General features: G+C 67.7%; 16 protein-coding genes. 5 read left to right on the forward strand and 11 right to left on the reverse strand.

The features are described 5' to 3' along the window. Positions 1–3: 3 nt before the first annotated feature. The 3 genes from AC0VYP_RS18210 to AC0VYP_RS18220 form a co-directional block, all read right to left on the reverse strand. The gene (locus tag AC0VYP_RS18210) at positions 4–1,689 is read right to left on the reverse strand and encodes a ribonuclease J (protein ID WP_475470877.1); all 1,686 of its coding nucleotides are present in this window, start codon (positions 1,687–1,689) and stop codon (positions 4–6) included. Then, entirely contained in the window at positions 1,686–2,663 is a 978-nt protein-coding gene (gene dapA / locus AC0VYP_RS18215; protein ID WP_475470878.1) for a 4-hydroxy-tetrahydrodipicolinate synthase, read from the reverse strand. The genes AC0VYP_RS18210 and dapA overlap by 4 nt, the downstream gene beginning before the upstream one ends. A gap of 90 nt (positions 2,664–2,753) precedes the next feature. Beyond that, positions 2,754–3,134 (reverse strand): phage holin family protein, encoded by a 381-nt coding sequence (locus AC0VYP_RS18220; RefSeq protein ID WP_475470880.1) that lies wholly within the window; start codon positions 3,132–3,134, stop codon positions 2,754–2,756. Between the two features lie 251 nt (positions 3,135–3,385). Between AC0VYP_RS18220 and AC0VYP_RS18225 the strand changes: the two genes are divergently transcribed. The 5 genes from AC0VYP_RS18225 (at position 3,386) to AC0VYP_RS18245 (ending at position 8,802) form a co-directional block, all read left to right on the forward strand. Beyond that, positions 3,386–3,937 (forward strand): N-acetyltransferase family protein, encoded by a 552-nt coding sequence (locus AC0VYP_RS18225; protein ID WP_475470881.1) that lies wholly within the window; start codon positions 3,386–3,388, stop codon positions 3,935–3,937. A gap of 109 nt (positions 3,938–4,046) precedes the next feature. Continuing rightward, positions 4,047–4,922: a 1,4-dihydroxy-2-naphthoate polyprenyltransferase gene (locus AC0VYP_RS18230; protein WP_475470883.1), complete on the forward strand. Its 876-nt coding sequence runs from the start codon at positions 4,047–4,049 to the stop codon at positions 4,920–4,922. Between the two features lie 511 nt (positions 4,923–5,433). Continuing rightward, a complete protein-coding gene (locus AC0VYP_RS18235) occupies positions 5,434–6,204 on the forward strand; it encodes an IclR family transcriptional regulator (RefSeq protein ID WP_475470885.1) in 771 nt (256 codons plus the stop codon). Positions 6,205–6,385: 181 nt separating this feature from the next. Next, the gene (gene glpK / locus AC0VYP_RS18240) at positions 6,386–7,891 is read left to right on the forward strand and encodes a glycerol kinase GlpK (protein ID WP_475470887.1); all 1,506 of its coding nucleotides are present in this window, start codon (positions 6,386–6,388) and stop codon (positions 7,889–7,891) included. Between the two features lie 161 nt (positions 7,892–8,052). Continuing rightward, a complete protein-coding gene (locus AC0VYP_RS18245; protein ID WP_285757284.1) occupies positions 8,053–8,802 on the forward strand; it encodes an MIP/aquaporin family protein in 750 nt (249 codons plus the stop codon). A gap of 17 nt (positions 8,803–8,819) precedes the next feature. On the opposite strand, the gene dapB is transcribed toward AC0VYP_RS18245, so the two are convergent. The 8 genes from dapB to AC0VYP_RS18285 all read right to left on the reverse strand — a co-directional run bounded on the left by dapB (position 8,820) and on the right by AC0VYP_RS18285 (position 17,219). Next, complete coding sequence (gene dapB / locus AC0VYP_RS18250) at positions 8,820–9,566, reverse strand: 4-hydroxy-tetrahydrodipicolinate reductase (RefSeq protein ID WP_285757285.1); 747 nt, start codon at positions 9,564–9,566, stop codon at positions 8,820–8,822. 75 nt (positions 9,567–9,641) lie between these two features. Further along, complete coding sequence (locus AC0VYP_RS18255; RefSeq protein WP_285757286.1) at positions 9,642–10,976, reverse strand: M16 family metallopeptidase; 1,335 nt, start codon at positions 10,974–10,976, stop codon at positions 9,642–9,644. Between the two features lie 150 nt (positions 10,977–11,126). Next, positions 11,127–13,442, reverse strand: a complete 2,316-nt coding sequence (locus AC0VYP_RS18260; RefSeq protein ID WP_475470889.1) for a polyribonucleotide nucleotidyltransferase — start codon at positions 13,440–13,442, stop codon at positions 11,127–11,129. A gap of 437 nt (positions 13,443–13,879) precedes the next feature. Next, positions 13,880–14,149, reverse strand: a complete 270-nt coding sequence (rpsO, locus tag AC0VYP_RS18265; protein ID WP_285757288.1) for a 30S ribosomal protein S15 — start codon at positions 14,147–14,149, stop codon at positions 13,880–13,882. 249 nt (positions 14,150–14,398) lie between these two features. Then, complete coding sequence (locus AC0VYP_RS18270) at positions 14,399–15,334, reverse strand: bifunctional riboflavin kinase/FAD synthetase (RefSeq protein WP_475470891.1); 936 nt, start codon at positions 15,332–15,334, stop codon at positions 14,399–14,401. A gap of 152 nt (positions 15,335–15,486) precedes the next feature. Then, complete coding sequence (gene truB / locus AC0VYP_RS18275; protein WP_475470893.1) at positions 15,487–16,371, reverse strand: tRNA pseudouridine(55) synthase TruB; 885 nt, start codon at positions 16,369–16,371, stop codon at positions 15,487–15,489. A 107-nt stretch (positions 16,372–16,478) separates the two neighbouring features. Next, positions 16,479–16,919, reverse strand: coding sequence for a 30S ribosome-binding factor RbfA (rbfA, locus tag AC0VYP_RS18280; protein WP_285757291.1), 441 nt, complete (start codon positions 16,917–16,919; stop codon positions 16,479–16,481). A gap of 6 nt (positions 16,920–16,925) precedes the next feature. Continuing rightward, the gene (locus AC0VYP_RS18285) at positions 16,926–17,219 is read right to left on the reverse strand and encodes a DUF503 domain-containing protein (RefSeq protein ID WP_285757292.1); all 294 of its coding nucleotides are present in this window, start codon (positions 17,217–17,219) and stop codon (positions 16,926–16,928) included. Positions 17,220–17,242 lie beyond the last annotated feature (23 nt).

Here is a 17,242-nt window from a genome sequence, read left to right on the forward strand (position 1 = left end):
TGCCTAGACCTCGACCACCACGGGAACGATCATGGGGCGACGACGGTACGTGTCACTGACCCAACGACCGACGCTGCGGCGCACCAGTTGGCGCAATTGCCCGGGATCGGTGATGCCGTCGGAGGCCGCCCGCTCCAGTGCGCTCTGGATCTTGGGGATGACCTCGTCGTAGGCGTCAATGTCGATACCGGCACCGCGCGTGTGGATCTGGGGTTCCCCGATGAACTTGCCGCTGGTGGAGTCCACCGCGATGACCACGGAGATGAAGCCTTCGTCCCCGAGGATCCGACGGTCCTTGAGCGCGGACTCGGTGACGTCGCCCACGGAGTTGCCGTCCACGTAGACGTACCCGGCCTGGACCACTCCGGCGATGCGCGCCTTGCCCTTGTACAGGTTGACGACGACGCCGTCCTCGGCGATGACCACCCGGTTCTCGGGAACACCGCTGAGTTCGGCGAGGCGGGCGTGGGCCCGCAGGTGGCGCCATTCGCCGTGGACCGGCATGAAGTTGCGCGGCTTGACCATGTTGAGGACGTACAGCAGCTCGCCGGCAGAGGAGTGCCCCGACACGTGCACCAGGGCGTTGCCCTTGTGCACGACCTTGGCGCCCCACCGGGTCAGGCCGTTGATGACACGGTTGACCGAGTTCTCGTTGCCCGGGATGAGCGAAGAGGCCAGGACGACCGTGTCGCCCTTCTCGATGCGGATCTGGTGGTCGCGGTTGGCCATCCGGCTCAGCGCGGCCATCGGCTCGCCCTGGGAGCCGGTGCACACCATCAGCACCTCGCTCTCGGGCAGGCCGTCGAGCTCCTTGACGTCCACCAGCAACCCGCCGGGGATCTTCAGGTAACCCAGGTCCCTGGCGATGTTCATGTTGCGGACCATGGAGCGCCCGACGAACGCGACCTTGCGGCCGTGTGCCTGGGCAGCGTCCAGGACCTGCTGGACACGGTGGATGTGCGAGGCGAAACAGGCCAGGATGATGCGCTTGTCTGCCTTGGCGAAAACGTTGTCGATGACTCCCGCGATGTCGCGCTCGCTGGTGACGAAGCCCGGCACCTCTGCGTTGGTGGAGTCCGACAGCAGCATGTTGACGCCTTCGGCACCGAACCGGGCGAATCCGCCGAGGTCGGTGATGCGTCCGTCCAGCGGCAGCTGGTCCATCTTGAAGTCGCCGGTGTGCAGCAGCGAACCTGCCGGGGTCCGGATCCCCACGGCCAGGGCATCGGGGATGGAGTGGTTCACCGCGAAGAATTCGAGGTCGAAGTCACCGAAGGAGCGGCGCTCCCCCTCTTCGACCTGGACCACCTCCGGCTTGATGCGGTGCTCGCCGAGCTTGGCCGAGATGAACGCCAGCGTCAGGCGGGAGCCGACCAACGGAATGTCGGCACGCTCGCGCAGCAGGAACGGCACGGCACCGATGTGGTCCTCGTGGCCGTGCGTGAGCACGATCGCCTCGATGTCGTCGAGGCGGTCCCGGATGTAGTCGAAATCCGGGAGGATGAGGTTGACACCGGGCTGCTCCTCTTCGGGGAAGAGCACCCCGCAGTTGACGATCAGCAACCTGCCGGCGTATTCGAACACCGTCATGTTGCGGCCGATCTCGCCCAGTCCGCCGAGGGCGACGACCCTCAGCGCCCCTTTGGCCAGGGGCGGAGGCGGAGCAAGCTCGGGATGCGGGTGACTCATGCGGATCCTTCCGTCAGCCGTTCCACTCCCACGGCACCCCCGGGAACCGCCTGGTGCGGAGCAAGCCCGATGGGCCCCTTCACACCGGCCGCGGCAAGGTCCTCGCGCAGCAGCGCCTGGAGCTCTGCCGAGGCATCGGCGAGCGGAGTGCGCACCGCGCCGCCGGGCAGCCCGAACATGTTGAGCACGGCCTTGGTCGTGATCACGCCCTGGGTGCGAAACATCCCGGTGTAGACCGGGGTCAGCCGGCGGTGGATGGCGAGTGCCCGGGTGACGTCGCCGGAGTGGTAGGCGTCGATCATGTCGTACAGATCGGTGCCGACGATGTGGCTGACAACGCTCACAAAGCCGGCTGCGCCGATGGAGAGCATCGGCAGGTTGAACATGTCCGAGCCGCAGTAGTAGGCCAGGCCGGTGCGTTCCATGACCCAGGAGCTCGCGCCCAGGTCGTCCTTGGCGTCCTTGTTGGCGAGGATGCGCGGGTGCTCGGCGAGGCGGACCAGGGTCTCAGAGGCGATCGGGGTCCCGGTGCGGTGCGGGATGTCATAGAGCATCACCGGAAGCTCGGTGGCGTCGGCGATCGCGGTGAAGTGGCGCAGCAGCCCCTCTTGGGGCGGCTTGTTGTAATAGGGAGTGACCGTGAGCAGGCCGTGCGCGCCAGCGCGCTCGGCGGCCTTGGCCAACTCGATGCTGTGTCGGGTGTCGTTGGTTCCCACCCCGGCGATGACGGTGGCCCGGTCGCCGACGGCCTCTACAACGGCGCGCAGGACACGGTCTTTCTCGTCATCGCTCGTGGTCGGCGACTCTCCGGTCGTGCCACTGACAACGATCCCGTCGTTGCGCTGCTCGTTGACCAGGTACACCGCGAGCCGGGCAACGCCGTCGTAGTTGACGTCGCCGTCGTCGTGCATTGGGGTGACCATCGCGGTCAACATCTGGCCGAAGGGCGCGTTCGGCGTAGTACTGCCTACCATGCAGCAAACGGTACCGCGAAAGCCGGACGGACGGCGCCAACGACCCCGTTCAGCGGGGACTGCGGCGTGCCGCGCCCGCCCGGCACCGGGTCACTCGTCGTCGTTGCCGCCGACAAAAAGGCTGAGGAGCCAGCTGACGACGGTGATGATGATCGCCCCCCAGAAGGCCGGCCAGAAACCGGTGATCACGAAGGGGATTCCGAGGATGCCGGCAAGCCACTCGGTGAGCAGCAGCAGCAGCGCGTTGACGACCAGGGCGATGAGGCCCAGCGTGAGGACGTAGAAGACACAGCCGACCGTCTTGACGATCGGCTTGATAACGGCGTTGACGAGGCCGAAGAGCGCGCCGACGCCGAGATAGACCAGGATCGTGGTGGCCACGTTCTGGGTGTTGACGTTGATCCCGTCCACCAGAAGAACTGCCGCCCACAGTGCGAACGCGTTGACGATGACTCGAATAATGATGCTCACGTTGCCGATGCTCCCATGACCGCTACCGCCTGCTGAACGCCGAATCACCGATTTCAGGGACATCTCAGGGGAGGTGCCCCACGCCCCCGACCGGATACTCCGGGATGAACGCGTGTCAGTTGGGTCTCCCCACGGCAGCCGGCTCCAACCCGGGTCGCCCCGGTTGACTCCGCCGGTTTCACCGATCCCGGTCCGGCTGCGACGATGGTCGCTGGTCAGCGTTGACTACCGAGCGAATGGGGACGCTTCCCGTGTTGACAGAGAAACTTTCCAGTTTTGTTCGTACCGCGCGTACCGAGGACGTCGGGCCGGTGGTGGGCGTGCAGGTAGCCGCCTGGCGGGACATGTACGCAAGCGTCCTGCCGGCGGACGTATTGGCCGAGCTCACCGGGGACGAGGCGGGGGCGCGGTTCGCCGAACAGTGGCTGGACGCGGTGGAGAAGCCTCCGACCGGCAAGCATCGTCTGCTGGTGGCCACCGAGGAGCGAACCGTCGTGGGGTTCGCCGCGATCGGCCCGGCCGAGGACTCCGATCGCTGGCCGGGCACCGACGCGGAGGTCTACGCGCTGCACGTGGACCCCGGGCACCTGCGGAGAGGGCACGGCAGCCGGCTGCTGAACGCGCTCGTGGACCACCTGCTCGACGACGGTTTCCATGCCGTCTACGTGTGGGTTCTGGAGGCCGACAACCCGTTGCGCGCCTTCCTCGAAGCAGCCGGGTGGCGCTCGGACGGCGCCCGCCGCGAGCTGGACATGGGCGTCCTGATCCCCATGGTCCGACTGCACGCTTCGATCAGCCGCTGATCGGGGACGACCCGCCCGGCGATACGGTTGGGGACCGAACCAGGTGGAACGCCTGCTCGCGGGGCACGCCCTCGACGCTGCAGGCCGAGTGCGGAAATGGGGCCGGTGCGTGGCCACGGTCAGCGATTGGGTGGCGGGCGCACGCCCGCGGACCCTGCCCAGCTCGGTCGTCCCTGTTGTGGTGGGGACGGGGGTCGCCTTCGGAGTGGGGGCGGCCGTGTGGTGGAAGGCCCTCCTGGCCATGGTGGTGGCACTGGCGCTTCAGGTCGGGGTGAACTACGCCAACGACTACAGCGACGGGATCCGGGGCACCGACGAGAAACGCGTGGGGCCGCTCCGTCTGACCGCCAGTGGGCTGGCAGCCCCCGAACAGGTGCTGGCCGCCGCCCTAGGGGCCCTGGCAGTCGCGGCGGTGGCGGGGCTCGCCCTGGCAGCGACCTCCTCCTGGTGGCTGCTGCTGGTGGGCGCGGCCGCGATCCTGGCGGCCTGGTTCTACACCGGTGGTGCCAACCCTTACGGGTATCGGGCGTTCGGCGAGGTCTCGGTGTTCGTGTTCTTCGGCCTGGTCGCGGTCACCGGGACCGTGTTCGTCCAGGTGGGTTCCGTCCCGTGGCAGGGTTGGCTGGCAGCCGTCCCGGTCGGGCTCCTGTCCTGCGCGGTCCTGGTGATCAACAACGTGCGCGACATCCCCACGGACTCCGAGACCGGTAAGCACACCCTGGCCGTCCTTCTCGGCGACACGAAGGCGCGTGGGCTCTTCGCTGTCTGTGTGCTGGTCGCCTTCGCCGCGGCACTGGCGACCGCTCCGGCGAGCTGGTGGGTACTCCTGGTAGTGCTGTCGGCCCCACTCGCGGTGCGTCCGACCAAGCGCGTCCTCGGCGGCCAATCCGGCGGCGACCTCGTCCTGGGACTGGGCGAGACCGGCAAGTTCCAGTTGGCCTTCGGGGTGCTCTACGCGGTCGGGCTGGCGCTGGGGGCGCTCTGAACGGCCCGGACCGCGCTCCGCACTGGACGACCACTGGCCTTCTCGGCCGCCGGACCGGTTTTCGTCAGGGTCAACGCACGAGCCTGATCAGCGCAGTGGACATCACCTGCCGCCCGGTGCACTCGTCGCCTGTCGGCTGCTTCCTGCCCGAGCGGCTGCTCCCTTCCCCCGACGACGAGGCCGGGCGCCCGGTTGGTGGGGTGCGTCGGCTCCGCGCTCCCCGTGCACGAGGAGGCCGGTCCTGCGCACCGACGCGGTGGGCGCGATGTAGCGCCATGGCCGGGCGCGGTTCGGCCGTCCCGGTCATGCCGGAGGTCCACTGCGCCGACCGTCCCAGGGGCGAGGCACTGCGCCGTACGGGCCCTGCCTCTCTCGTGTCCTTCTGCTCCCCGCGCCGGGCGCCCGCACCCGTCCGCTGAGCAGGGCTGCGGCGCGCGGATCAGTAGCCCAGGTCACACGCACGAGTAAGATCGGCGTGTGACATTGTCGTATTAAGGAGCGTTTGTAGCCGATGCCTGGACGCATTCAGTCGATCGAACGCGCGGCGGCTGTCCTTCGGCTGCTTGCCGGCGGGAACCGCGGGCTGAGCCTGGGCGAGATCTCACGGTCCCTGGAACTGCCCAAGGGGACCGCGTTGGGCATCCTGCGCACTCTCCAGCACGTCGGGTTCGTCGAACAGGACTCCGGGTCCAGCCACTACCGCCTGGGCGGGGGCGTACTCAGCCTGGGCACCCGCTACCTGGACGGCAACGAACTGAGGGCTCGCGCCCTCAACTGGGCGGACTCCCTGGCGGGCCGCAGTGGGGAGAGCGTGCGCATCGGTACGCTCCACAAGCACCAGGTGCTGATCGTGCACCACGTGTTCCGGCCCGACGACAGCCGCCAGATCTTGGACGTGGGCACTCTGCTGCCCTTGCACGCCACCGCCCTGGGCAAGGTCCTGCTGGCCTTCGACCCGCTCGCCACTCCTGAGTACTACGCCGAGGGCGGAGCCCTGGAGTCCTACACCCCTCGGACCATCACCTCTTTCGCCGACCTGACGGCGCAGCTTTCACTGGCGCGGGCCAGCGGCTGGGCGGCCGATGTGGAGGAACTGGTGGAGGGCGAGGTGTCGATCGCCGCTCCGATCCGGGACCGCCGTGGAATGACCGTGGGTGCCATCGGGGTGCGCGGCGCCGTAGAACGACTGTGCGAGGACGGGAAACCCGACATGGGCCAGGTCTCCTACGTCCGCGATGCAGCCCGTGCGGTCTCCCGGGACCTCGGTGCGACCCCCTGGTAGTGGGGGCTCCGCGGGTCGGTAACACAGCCGGATTGCCAACGCTTGACAAAATCTGGAGAGGCACATCACACTTTGCGTACGACAATGACGTACGACGTTCGGGAATAGCAGGCGACCGCACTGGGACAGTTCCACAACGGGCCATCTGCCACCCCCGGACACCCACCGGAGGCGAACACCGATGACCCAGCAGTACGTGGCCGCGATCGACCAGGGAACCACGTCGAGTCGTTGCATCATCTTCGACCGCGACGGACGGATCGTGTCCGTCGGCCAGCGTGAACACCGCCAGATCTTCCCGCAGCCCGGCTGGGTCGAACACGATGCAGCAGAAATCTGGGACGGCGTGCAGCAGGTCGTGCACGAGGCGCTGGAGAAAGGCGACATCACGCCCGACCAACTCGCCGCGGTGGGCATCACCAACCAGCGCGAGACGACTGTCGTGTGGGACCGCGAGACCGGCGAACCCGTTCACAACGCCATCGTGTGGCAGGACACCCGAACCGACGATCTGATCCGACGGCTGGGTGGTGTGGTCGGCCAGGAACGTTTCCGTGAACGCTGCGGTCTGCCGCTGGCCACCTACTTCGCCGGCCCGAAGCTTCGGTGGTTGCTGGACGAGGTCCCCGGTCTGCGCGAACGGGCCGAGCGCGGCGAGGTGCTCTTCGGCACCATGGACAGTTGGATCATCTGGAAACTGACCGGACAGCACATCACCGATGTCACCAACGCCAGCCGCACCATGCTGATGAACCTGCACACCCTCCAGTGGGATCCCGAGATCCTGGACGCGATCGGCATTCCCGCAGCCGTGCTGCCCGAGATCCGCTCCAGTGCCGAGGTCTACGGCGAGGCCACCGGTTTTCTCGCGGGGGTACCGGTCGCGTCCGCTCTGGGCGACCAGCACGCCGCACTGTTCGGCCAGACCTGCTTCTCCCCCGGCGAGGTCAAGGGCACGTACGGAACCGGCACCTTCCTCGTGCTCAACACCGGCACCGAACCGGTCATGTCGGCCAACGGACTGTTGACCACCCTGGGTTACAAGATCGGCGACCAGCCCGCGGTCTACGCGCTGGAGGGCGCCGTCGCCGTGACCGGCTCACTCGTCCAGTGGCTGCGCGACAACCTGGGCCTGATCGCCAGTGCCCCCGAGATCGAGACACTGGCTCTGACCGTGGAGGACAACGGCGGCTGCTACATCGTCCCGGCGTTCTCCGGGCTGTTCGCCCCTCATTGGCGCAGTGACGCGCGCGGTGTCATCACTGGGCTGACCGGCTATGTCAACAAAGGCCACCTCGCGCGCGCCGTGCTGGAGGCCAGTGCCTGGCAGACCCGCGAGGTCGTGGACGCCATGAACACCGATTCCGGCATCCCCTTGACCTCGCTCAAGGTCAACGGAGGCATGACCGCCGACAACCTGCTGATGCAGACCCTCGCCGACGTACTGGATGTGGAGGTCGTGCGGCCGATGGTCGCCGAGACCACCTGTCTGGGAGCGGCCTACGCGGCCGGCCTCGCCGTGGGCTACTGGAAGGACATGGAGAGCCTGCGCGCCAACTGGCACAAGGCTGCCGAGTGGAGCCCCCGAATGGACCCGAAGGTCCGCGAACGGGAATACCGCAACTGGACCAAGGCCGTGCAGCGCACCCTGGGCTGGGTGGAGCACGACGAGCAGCCTCAGGACTGACCAGGTGCGCTGGCCGCACGGTCGGAGCGGCCCGTTTCCCTCCTCGCCGACCGTGCGGACATCCTCGAACATCACCCCGCTCATCCCCATCACCGCCGCGCGTCCCCTCGGCATGCCCGAACACCCGGGGCGGATCCGCCGTTCAGTGGAAGGTCCCCGAAATGGAATACCTAGCGGAGTTCATCGGAACCGCCATCCTCGTCCTACTCGGCAACGGTGTCGTAGCGGGCGTCCTACTGGCCAAGTCCAAGGCCAACAACGGCGGCTGGATCGTCATCACCCTGGGCTGGGGAATGGCCGTGATGGTCGCCGCCTACGTCACCGGCCAGGTCAGCGGCGCGCACCTCAACCCCGCCCTCACCCTGGGGCTGGCCTCCATCGGCGACTTCTCCTGGGCGATGGTGCCCGGGTACATCACCGCCCAACTGGCCGGCGCCGTCATGGGCTCGGTACTGGTGTACCTGGCCTACCTCCCCCACTGGAGGATCACCGAGGACGCCGACGCAAAACTCGCCGTCTTCAGCACCGCACCGGCCGTCCGCAACGCGCCCGCCAACTTCACCACCGAGGTCATCGGCACGTTCATGCTGGTGCTGGGCATCTTGGGCATCGGGGCGAACTCAGGCGCCATCACCCAGGACAACGTGGACCTGTCGGCACTGTTCAGCACGGGAATCGCCCCCCTGCTGGTCGGGCTGCTGGTGCTGGCGATCGGCCTCTCGCTGGGCGGTCCCACCGGGTACGCCATCAACCCTGCTCGCGACCTGGGACCGCGTATCGCGCACTTCCTGCTGCCGATCCCGGGCAAGCGCGACTCCGACTGGTCCTACGCCTGGATTCCGGTCGTCGGCCCCGTCGTCGGTGGAGTGCTGGGCGCCCTGGTCTGGAAACTCACGGGTTTCGGAGGCTGAGCGCCCAGCGGTCGGGGTCAGTCGGTGAGACCGAGCAGCGGTTCCAGGCCCAGGGTGAGCGGTCCGGCCAGGCCGGCCACCTCACGGACACCGAGCAGCACCCCCGGCATGAACGACTCGCGGTTCATTGAGTCGTGTCGAATGGTCAGCGTCTCACCGTGCGTGCCGAACACGACCTCCTGATGCGCGATCATTCCGGTGATGCGCAGCGCGTGCACGTGGACCCCCGCCACCTGGGCACCACGGGCCCCCTGGATCTCGGAGGTCGTGGCATCGGGGGCCGGGGCCAGCCCCGCCCGGTCACGAGCGGCACCGATCAGTTCAGCGGTACGGTACGCGGTCCCGCTGGGCGCATCGGCCTTGTTCGGATGGTGGAGCTCGATGACCTCGGCCGACTCGAAGTAGGGGGCGGCCTTGGCAGCGAAATGCATCATCAGCACCGCGGCAATACCGAAGTTGGGAGCGATGAGGACCTTTGCCCCAGGGGCCTCGTCGAGAAGGCCGCGCAACTCGGCAAGACGGCCCTCGTCGAAACCACTGGTTCCCACCACGGCATGAATGCCGTTGGCGATGAGCCAGCGGAGATTGCCCATCACCTCGTCGGGGTGGGTGAAGTCCACGACCACGTCCGCGCCGAGCACGGCATCGCGCTCGCCCGGCCCTCCGACGCCGGCCACCAATTCGGTGTCCGGAGCCGCCTCGACGGCCTTGACAACTTCAGACCCCATACGCCCTTCGGCGCCGAAAACTCCTACCTTGATCACGGGCCTCACCGTACCAAAATCACCGGTGGACGCCGCCCAACGGCTACTGGGCGGCGTCCGTCCGCCAGCCCCGAATCAGAAGGAACGTCCCTCCTCGTAAGGACCGACTACCGCCAGCGCCTCCGGACGGGAAAGAATGTCGGCGGCGATGGCGTGCACGTCGTCGAGGGAGACGGCGTCGAACAGCGCGAGGTCGTCGCTGAGCGATACATGCCGGGGGTAACCCAACTCGTGAGTGGTCAGCCTGCTCATCCGAGCACTGGTTCCTTCGGTCCCCAGCACCCACGAACCCCGGATCTGACCCTTGGCGCGCGTCAGTTCCTCCGAGGTGATCCCGTGCTCCGCGGCCTTGGCGAGCTCCGCCCGGCACACCGCGAGTACCTCGTCGATCTTGTCCGGGAGGCACCCCACATAGACCTGGAACAAACCGGTGTCGCAGTAACTGGAGGAATAGCCCTGCACCGAGTAGGCCAGCCCACGCTTCTCTCTCACCTCCTGGAAGAGCCGTGAGGACATGCCGCCGCCCAGCGCTGCGCTGAGCACCCGCAGGGCGTACCAACGCGGATCCGTGCGTTTGAGGCCCTCCCTGCCCAAGATGAGATGGGCCTGCTCGGTGTCGCGGCTCTCCAGCACGGTCCCGGTACTCGTGGCGGGACGGCTTCCGGCCGGCCGCGGCCCGACCGGACGGGCGTCGCCGGCGGTGGCCGACTGCTCCGCGAAAACCGCTGCCACCTTGCGCACCACGTCGTCGTGGTCGAGGTTGCCGGCCGCGGCCACAATCAACCGGGCGGGAACGTACGCCTCACGGTACTGCTCGAAGATCCGGTCCCGGGGAAGGGCCTTGATGGTCTCGTTGGTGCCCAGTACCGGACGCCCCAAGGGGGAGTCCGCGAAGAAGTGGGCGGCGAACACGTCGTCCACCAGGTCGGCGGGCTCGTCCTCGTACATGGCGATCTCTTCGAGGATCACCCCCCGCTCGGTTTCCACCTCGCCGGGGTCCAGAACCGAGCCGGCGAGCATGTCGCCGACCACATCGATCGCCAGCGGCAGATCCTGGTCCAGCACCTTGGCGTAATAGGTGGTCTGTTCCTTGGTGGTATAGGCGTTGTGGTCGGCACCCACCCCGTCCAACAACGCCGATATCTCCAGCGCGCTGCGCCGGCCGGTCCCCTTGAACAGCAAGTGTTCCAGGAAGTGCGCGGAGCCCGCGTGCGCGGTGTCCTCGTCGCGTGATCCGGTGGTCGCGGAGATTCCGAAGGCCGCGGAGCGCACGCCGGGCATACTCTCGGTGACGACCCGCAGACCACCGGGCAGGACGGTGCGGCGTACCAGGCCGGTCCCCTCTTGGGGGTCGAGCAGGGTGACGGTGCTGCCGGGCTCCTGCTCGGCAGCTGTCGGGACATTGCTCATGCGATTTTCTTCTCCCGAAGACGAAGGGACGTGGCGGGGCGGTTGGTGATCGGGCGACACACCAAGGGGCGGCCGCACCTCACGGTACGACCGCCCCCTAGGTGGTACGAAGCGCCCCGGCCCGTGCCGGGGCGCTCTTGTGCAACCGGATCAGGTGTTCTCGCCCGAGCGGCCGGCGCCACCCGAGGAACGGGTCCGGCGGCGACGGCGGTCACCCTCGCCGGCGCCCTCCGAGCCCTTCTTCTCCTCAGCCGGAGCAGCGGCGTCGCCAGAGGCGGCAGAAGCGGTCTCGGCCTCGGCCTCCACGACCTCGACCGGGACGAGCGAGAGCTTCCCACGGTCGTCGATCTCGCGGATCTCGACCTGAATCTTCTCGCCGATGCTGATCACATCGTCGATGTTCTCGATCCGCTTGCCACCGTGCAGCTTGCGGATCTGCGAGATGTGCAGCAGACCGTCCTTGCCGGGGAGCAACGAGACGAACGCACCGAACGCGGTCGTCTTGACGACCGTGCCCAGGTAGCGGTCACCGATCTCGGGCATCGTCGGGTTGGCGATGGCGTTGATCGTGTCGCGCGCGGCCTCGGCGGAGGGTCCGTCGGTGGCACCGATGTAGATGGTGCCGTCGTCCTCGATCGTGATCTCGGCGCCGGTGTCGTCCTGGATCGAGTTGATCATCTTGCCCTTGGGGCCGATGACCTCACCGATCTTGTTGACAGGAACCTTGACGGTGAGGATGCGCGGCGCATTCGGGCTCATCTCGGCCGGGCGCTCGATGGCCTCGGCCATGACGTCCAGGATGGCCAGACGGGCACCACGGGCCTGCTGCAGTGCGGCAGCAAGCACACCGGCGGGAATACCGTCGAGCTTGGTGTCCAACTGGAGCGCGGTGATCAGGTCACGAGTACCGGCGACCTTGAAGTCCATGTCGCCGAAGGCGTCTTCGGCGCCCAGGATGTCGGTCAGCGTGACGTACTCGCCGCCTTCGCTGATCAGCCCCATCGCGATTCCGGCGACCATCTCCTTGAGCGGCACACCCGCCGACATCAGTGACATCGTCGAGGCGCAGACCGACCCCATGGACGTGGAGCCGTTGGAGCCCAGCGCCTCCGAGACCTGACGGATGGCGTAGGGGAACTCCTCGCGCGCGGGCAGCACCGGCAGGAGGGCGCGCTCGGCGAGCGCACCGTGGCCGATCTCGCGACGCTTGGGCGAGCCCACCCGACCGGTCTCACCGGTGGAGTAGGGCGGGAAGTTGTAGTTGTGCATGTAGCGCTTGGTCCGCTCGGGGTTGAGCGTGTTGACCATCTGCTCCATACGCAGCATGTTCAGCGTGGTGACACCCAGGATTTGGGTCTCGCCGCGCTCGAACAGCGCCGAACCGTGCACCCGCGGGATGACACCGACCTCGGCGGTCAGGGAACGGATGTCCTTGACTCCGCGGCCGTCGATGCGCAACTTCTCGCCGATGACGCGCTCGCGCACGACCTGCTTGGTCAGCGAGCGGAACGCGGCACTGACCTCTTTCTCCCGACCTTCAAAGTCCTCGGCAAGCTTCTCGGCGGCGAGCGCCTTGACGCGGTCGAGTTCGGCTTCGCGGTCCTGCTTGTCGGCGATGGTCAGCGCCGAGGCGAGCTCGGAGCGGATCGCACCCTCGACCGCCGCGTAGGCGTCGTCCTGGTAGTCCAGGAAGATCGGGAACTCCCCGGTCTCCTTGGCCGCCTCGGAGGCAACTGCCTGCTGGGCCTTGACCAGGAGCTTGAGGAAGGGCTTGGCGGCCTCGAGACCCTCGGGGACGGTCTGCTCGTTGGGGCCCACTCCGCCTTCGGCGACGAGCCGCAGGGTGTTCGGGGTGGACTCGGCCTCGACCATCATGATCGCGACGTCGCCGTCGTCGAGCACCCGGCCGGCCACAACCATGTCGAAGGTGGCGTCGGCGAGCTCGGTGTGCGTCGGGAACGCCACCCACTGGCCGTCGATCAGCGCCACTCGCACACCCGCGATCGGGCCGGAGAACGGCAGCCCCGCCAGCTGCGTGGACAGCGACGCGGCGTTGATGGCCACGACGTCGTAGAGGTGGTCGGGGTTGAGCGCCATGATCGTCTCGACGACCTGGATCTCGTTGCGCAGGCCCTTCTTGAACGACGGGCGCAGCGGCCGGTCGATCAGGCGGCAGGTGAGGATGGCGTCCTCGGAGGGACGGCCCTCACGCCGGAAGAACGAGCCCGGGATGCGACCCGCGGCGTACATGCGCTCCTCGACGTCCACCGTCAACGGGAAGAAGTCGAGATTGTCCTTGGGACGCTTCGATGCGGTTGTCGCCGACAGGACCATGGTCTCGTCGTCGAGTACCGCGACCGCCGATCCGGCGGCCTGACGGGCCAGCCGGCCGGTCTCGAAGCGGATGGTACGGGTGCCGAATCGACCGTTGTCGATCACTGCTTCGGCGGAATACACGCCCTCCATGGGCGACCTCCTACACGGATTTCTTGAGTCTCTTGAGGGAAACTCCCGCGTCCGTGCCCTGTGCAACCCGAACTTCCGCCGTCGAGTGTCGCCTCGACCAGGCGGCGCGGCGCATGGTCGTGCCAGCGCGGGCCGCTCGATGGTTCTGACGGCCGGCCATCGATCGAAGCCCCCCGGCGCCCCTCGTCGCCGCAGCGGAGAAGTTCCGGAAGACCACTACCGAAGACCGGCCTCGACGTCGTAGGGCGGTTCGTTCATCCGCCCGACGGAAATCCTGGCCATGGCTGTCTCCAGCCGAGGGTAGGGGCGCGGGAAATACTTGATTGAGTTGTCAGTCGGTTACGACGTGGCCGAGTAAGACCTGGCCACGACGCCCAACAACAACACACTACTAAGAAAGGGAGCGGCCGTGGCCACTCCCTTGGCGAAGAAACCGACTAGCGGCGCAGACCGAGGCGCTCGATCAGCTTGCGGTAGCGGTTGATGTCCTTCTTCGCAATGTACTGAAGCAGCCGGCGACGGCGGCCGACCATCAGGAGCAGACCACGACGGCTGTGGTGGTCGTGCTTGTGCTCCTTGAGGTGCTCGGTGAGCTCAACGATCCGGTGCGACAGGAGCGCGACCTGAACGTCGGGGGAACCGGTGTCGCCTTCCTTCGTGGCGTACTCGGCAATGATCTTGTTCTTGGTGTCGATGTCGATGGACACGCGACGCTCCTTCTCACACTCTTGGCACGCTGGCGTTTACTTGTCCCCGCACAAAGCGGCCCTGTCGGGCCGCGTCGGGGCCGGCAACCATGCGCACCCACAGTCGCCGGATGAAATGACGGTCGGGCGTGTCGCGGGCCCAGAGGCTCGGCGCGAACTCAACGCACGACAAGTGCTGGCATCAGCACTGTTTCCGAACCCAGCGTATACCCTGCCCGGCGTTCCCGGGACGGCAAGGGCCCGGGACCACTACCCGACGAGCAGCTCACGGCAGCGCCGGACGTCGGCCGCCATGGCCTCGACCAGTTCATCGACGCTGTCGAAACGCAGTGTCGGGCGGATGTGATGGGTGAACTCCACCGCCATATGGAGGCCGTAGAGGTCGAGGTCGTCACGGTCGAGTGCGTATGCCTCGACCGTACGCGCACCTTCACCGAAGGTGGGATTGGTCCCCACCGAGATCGCGGCCGGCCAGCGCGCCTCCCCCTCGCACGGCCCTGTGCGGGACAACCATCCCGCGTACACCCCGTCGGCCGGTACGACACTGGTCGGCGGAACATCAAGGTTGGCGGTCGGGAAGCCGAGGAGCGCGCGACCACGGGCCGCGCCGTGCACGACCACCCCTTCGACCAGGTGCGCCCTCCCCAGCAGAGTCGCGGCGGCCTCGACGTCGCCGTCGGCCAACAACGAGCGGATCCTGGCGGAACTGACCCGGCCGTTTTCGGCCAACGGCACGACGCTCTCGACGGTGAACCCGTACTTCGTCCCCAGTTCCCGCAGAACCGGGAGGTCGCCCTCGGCCCGGTGACCGAAGCGGAAGCCCTCTTTCACCACGAGCGTTGCGGCGTGCAACCGGTCCACCAGGACCTCCCGCACGAAGTCCTCCGCCGACAGCGCGGTCAATCCGGGGCTTCGGGACAGCAGACACAGTGCATCGACCCCGCGGTCGGCCAACAACGCGGTCTTGTGATCGGGGCCGGTCAGCTCGGTCACCCCCTCCGTCCCGGGACCGGAGTCCGGCTCGAAGGCGACGGCCACAACGGGCACCCCCAACTGGGAGGCGTGTCCGACGGCCTGCCGCACAATCTCCTGGTGCCCGAGGTGGACCCCGTCGAAGCTTCCCACCGTGACAACGCAGCGCCCCCAGTCCTCGGGCACCTCGTCCAACCCGTGCCAGCGCCGCACGTCTTCGCTCCCCTCGATCGCACCGGGCTTCCCGGTGGTGGTTGACAGAACCAGGGTCCCACGAGCCCCGCCCCCGGGATCAACGACTCCGGCACGCCTACCCAGTAACCGGTAATCAGGCGCTACCCGGGGGAGGGCTGGCCGTTCGCCCATCAAGCAGGGGCGAAGACGACCGTGGGCCTGCTGTAACCGGTCGCGTCCTCGGCCAGCGCGATAACGGTCCCGTCCGGGGCGAACAGCCCGACCGGGCCGGGGCCGAGCCCCGCCGGGGAGATGCGGTTGCCGTGCGCGACCTTGCGGGCTTCCTCCTCGGTCAGTGTCCGGCTGGGAAAGGACAGCGCGACCGCATCGGCGAGCGGTGTGACCGCGAAGTCCGTGGCCAATGCGTCGAGAGTGCGGGAACCGTCTTCCGTGTAAGGGCCGACCCTGGTCCGGCGCAACGCGGTCAGGTGTCCCCCCACCCCCAGTCCCTCGCCGAGGTCCCTGGCGAGCGAACGGATGTACGTACCGCTCGAACAGGTGATCAACGCGTCCACATCGGTGAAACCGCCCTCGGCGTCACCGAGCCGACGGATTGCGGTGACGGTGAACTCCGCGATCGTGACCGAGCGGGCCTTCAGCTCCACCGTCTCCCCCGCGCGGGCCTTCTTGTAGGCTCGCTGACCGTTCACCTTGATCGCACTGACTTGGGGCGGCGTCTGCTGGATCACTCCGGTGAGCGCCTCGATCCCCGCACGCAGCGCGGACTCGTTGACGTTTTCGGCCGCCACGCGGACAAGAGGCTCACCCTCGGCGTCGTCGGTACTGGTCGTCTGCCCCAGACGCAAGGTCGCCGCATAGACCTTCTCGGTCAGGGTCAGGTGACCCAGCAACTTGGTTGCGCGGCCCAGTCCGAGGACCAGTACACCGGTGGCCATCGGGTCGAGAGTGCCGGCGTGGCCGACCCTGCGGGTCCCCGCCAGGCGCCGGACCCGCGCGACGACGTCGTGCGAGGTCCAGTCGGCGGGTTTGTTGACGATGACGACGCCGTCGGTCATGGGCGGTCTCCTGTACGCCGGAGGCGCACCCGTTGCGCGCCTGAGCGGGTGGACCCGTCCCCAGCGGTGGGGACGGGGAAAGCTGGCCGGACGGACCTGGGGCGGTCCTAGTCCTCGTCCTCGTCGTACTCACGCGGAACCTTGTAGGGGTCGGCTTCGCCGGCAGGTTCGGCGTCCACCGCGGACTTGGCCACCTCTGCATCGGCGAGCTTGGCCTTGGCCAGCAGTTCCTCGATGTGCTGGGCGTTCTCCTGCACCTCGTCGGAGACGAAGACCAGGCTCGGCGTGTGGCGCAGCCCGGTCTGGCGCCCCACCTCGGTGCGGATGACGCCCTTGGCGCTCTCCAGCGCGGCGGCGGTTCCGGCCTTCTCCTCGTCGGTCCCGAACACCGTGTAGTAGACGGTGGCGTCGCGAAGGTCGTTGGTGAGTCGCGCGTCGGTCACCGTCACAAAACCCAGACGCGGGTCCTTGATCCGGCGCTCCAGCATTTCGGCGACGATCCGCTGGATCCGGTCGGCCAGTTTGCGCGCGCGGGCGGCGTCAACCATGTGTCTCTAGTCCTCGTCGTTGAAGAGCCGCTGCCGGGCCGACAGCAACTCGATTTCGGGGCGGCCGGCGACCAGCCGCTCACAGGATTCCAGTAGATCCGTGCAGTGCGCCGCGGTGGACGCGGCCACGGCCACACCGATCTCGCAGCGCCGGTGCAGATCATGGTTGCCCGTCTCGGCCGCCGACACCGCGTACTTGCGCTGGAGCTCGGCCACGATGGGCCGGACAACCGAACGCTTCTGCTTCAGGGAATGGACGTCGCCCAACAGTAGGTCCAACGTCAGTGCCCCAACGAACACACACTCACCTCGAAGAAGTGGTT

Source organism: Nocardiopsis sp. iso_186, from assembly GCF_056173365.1.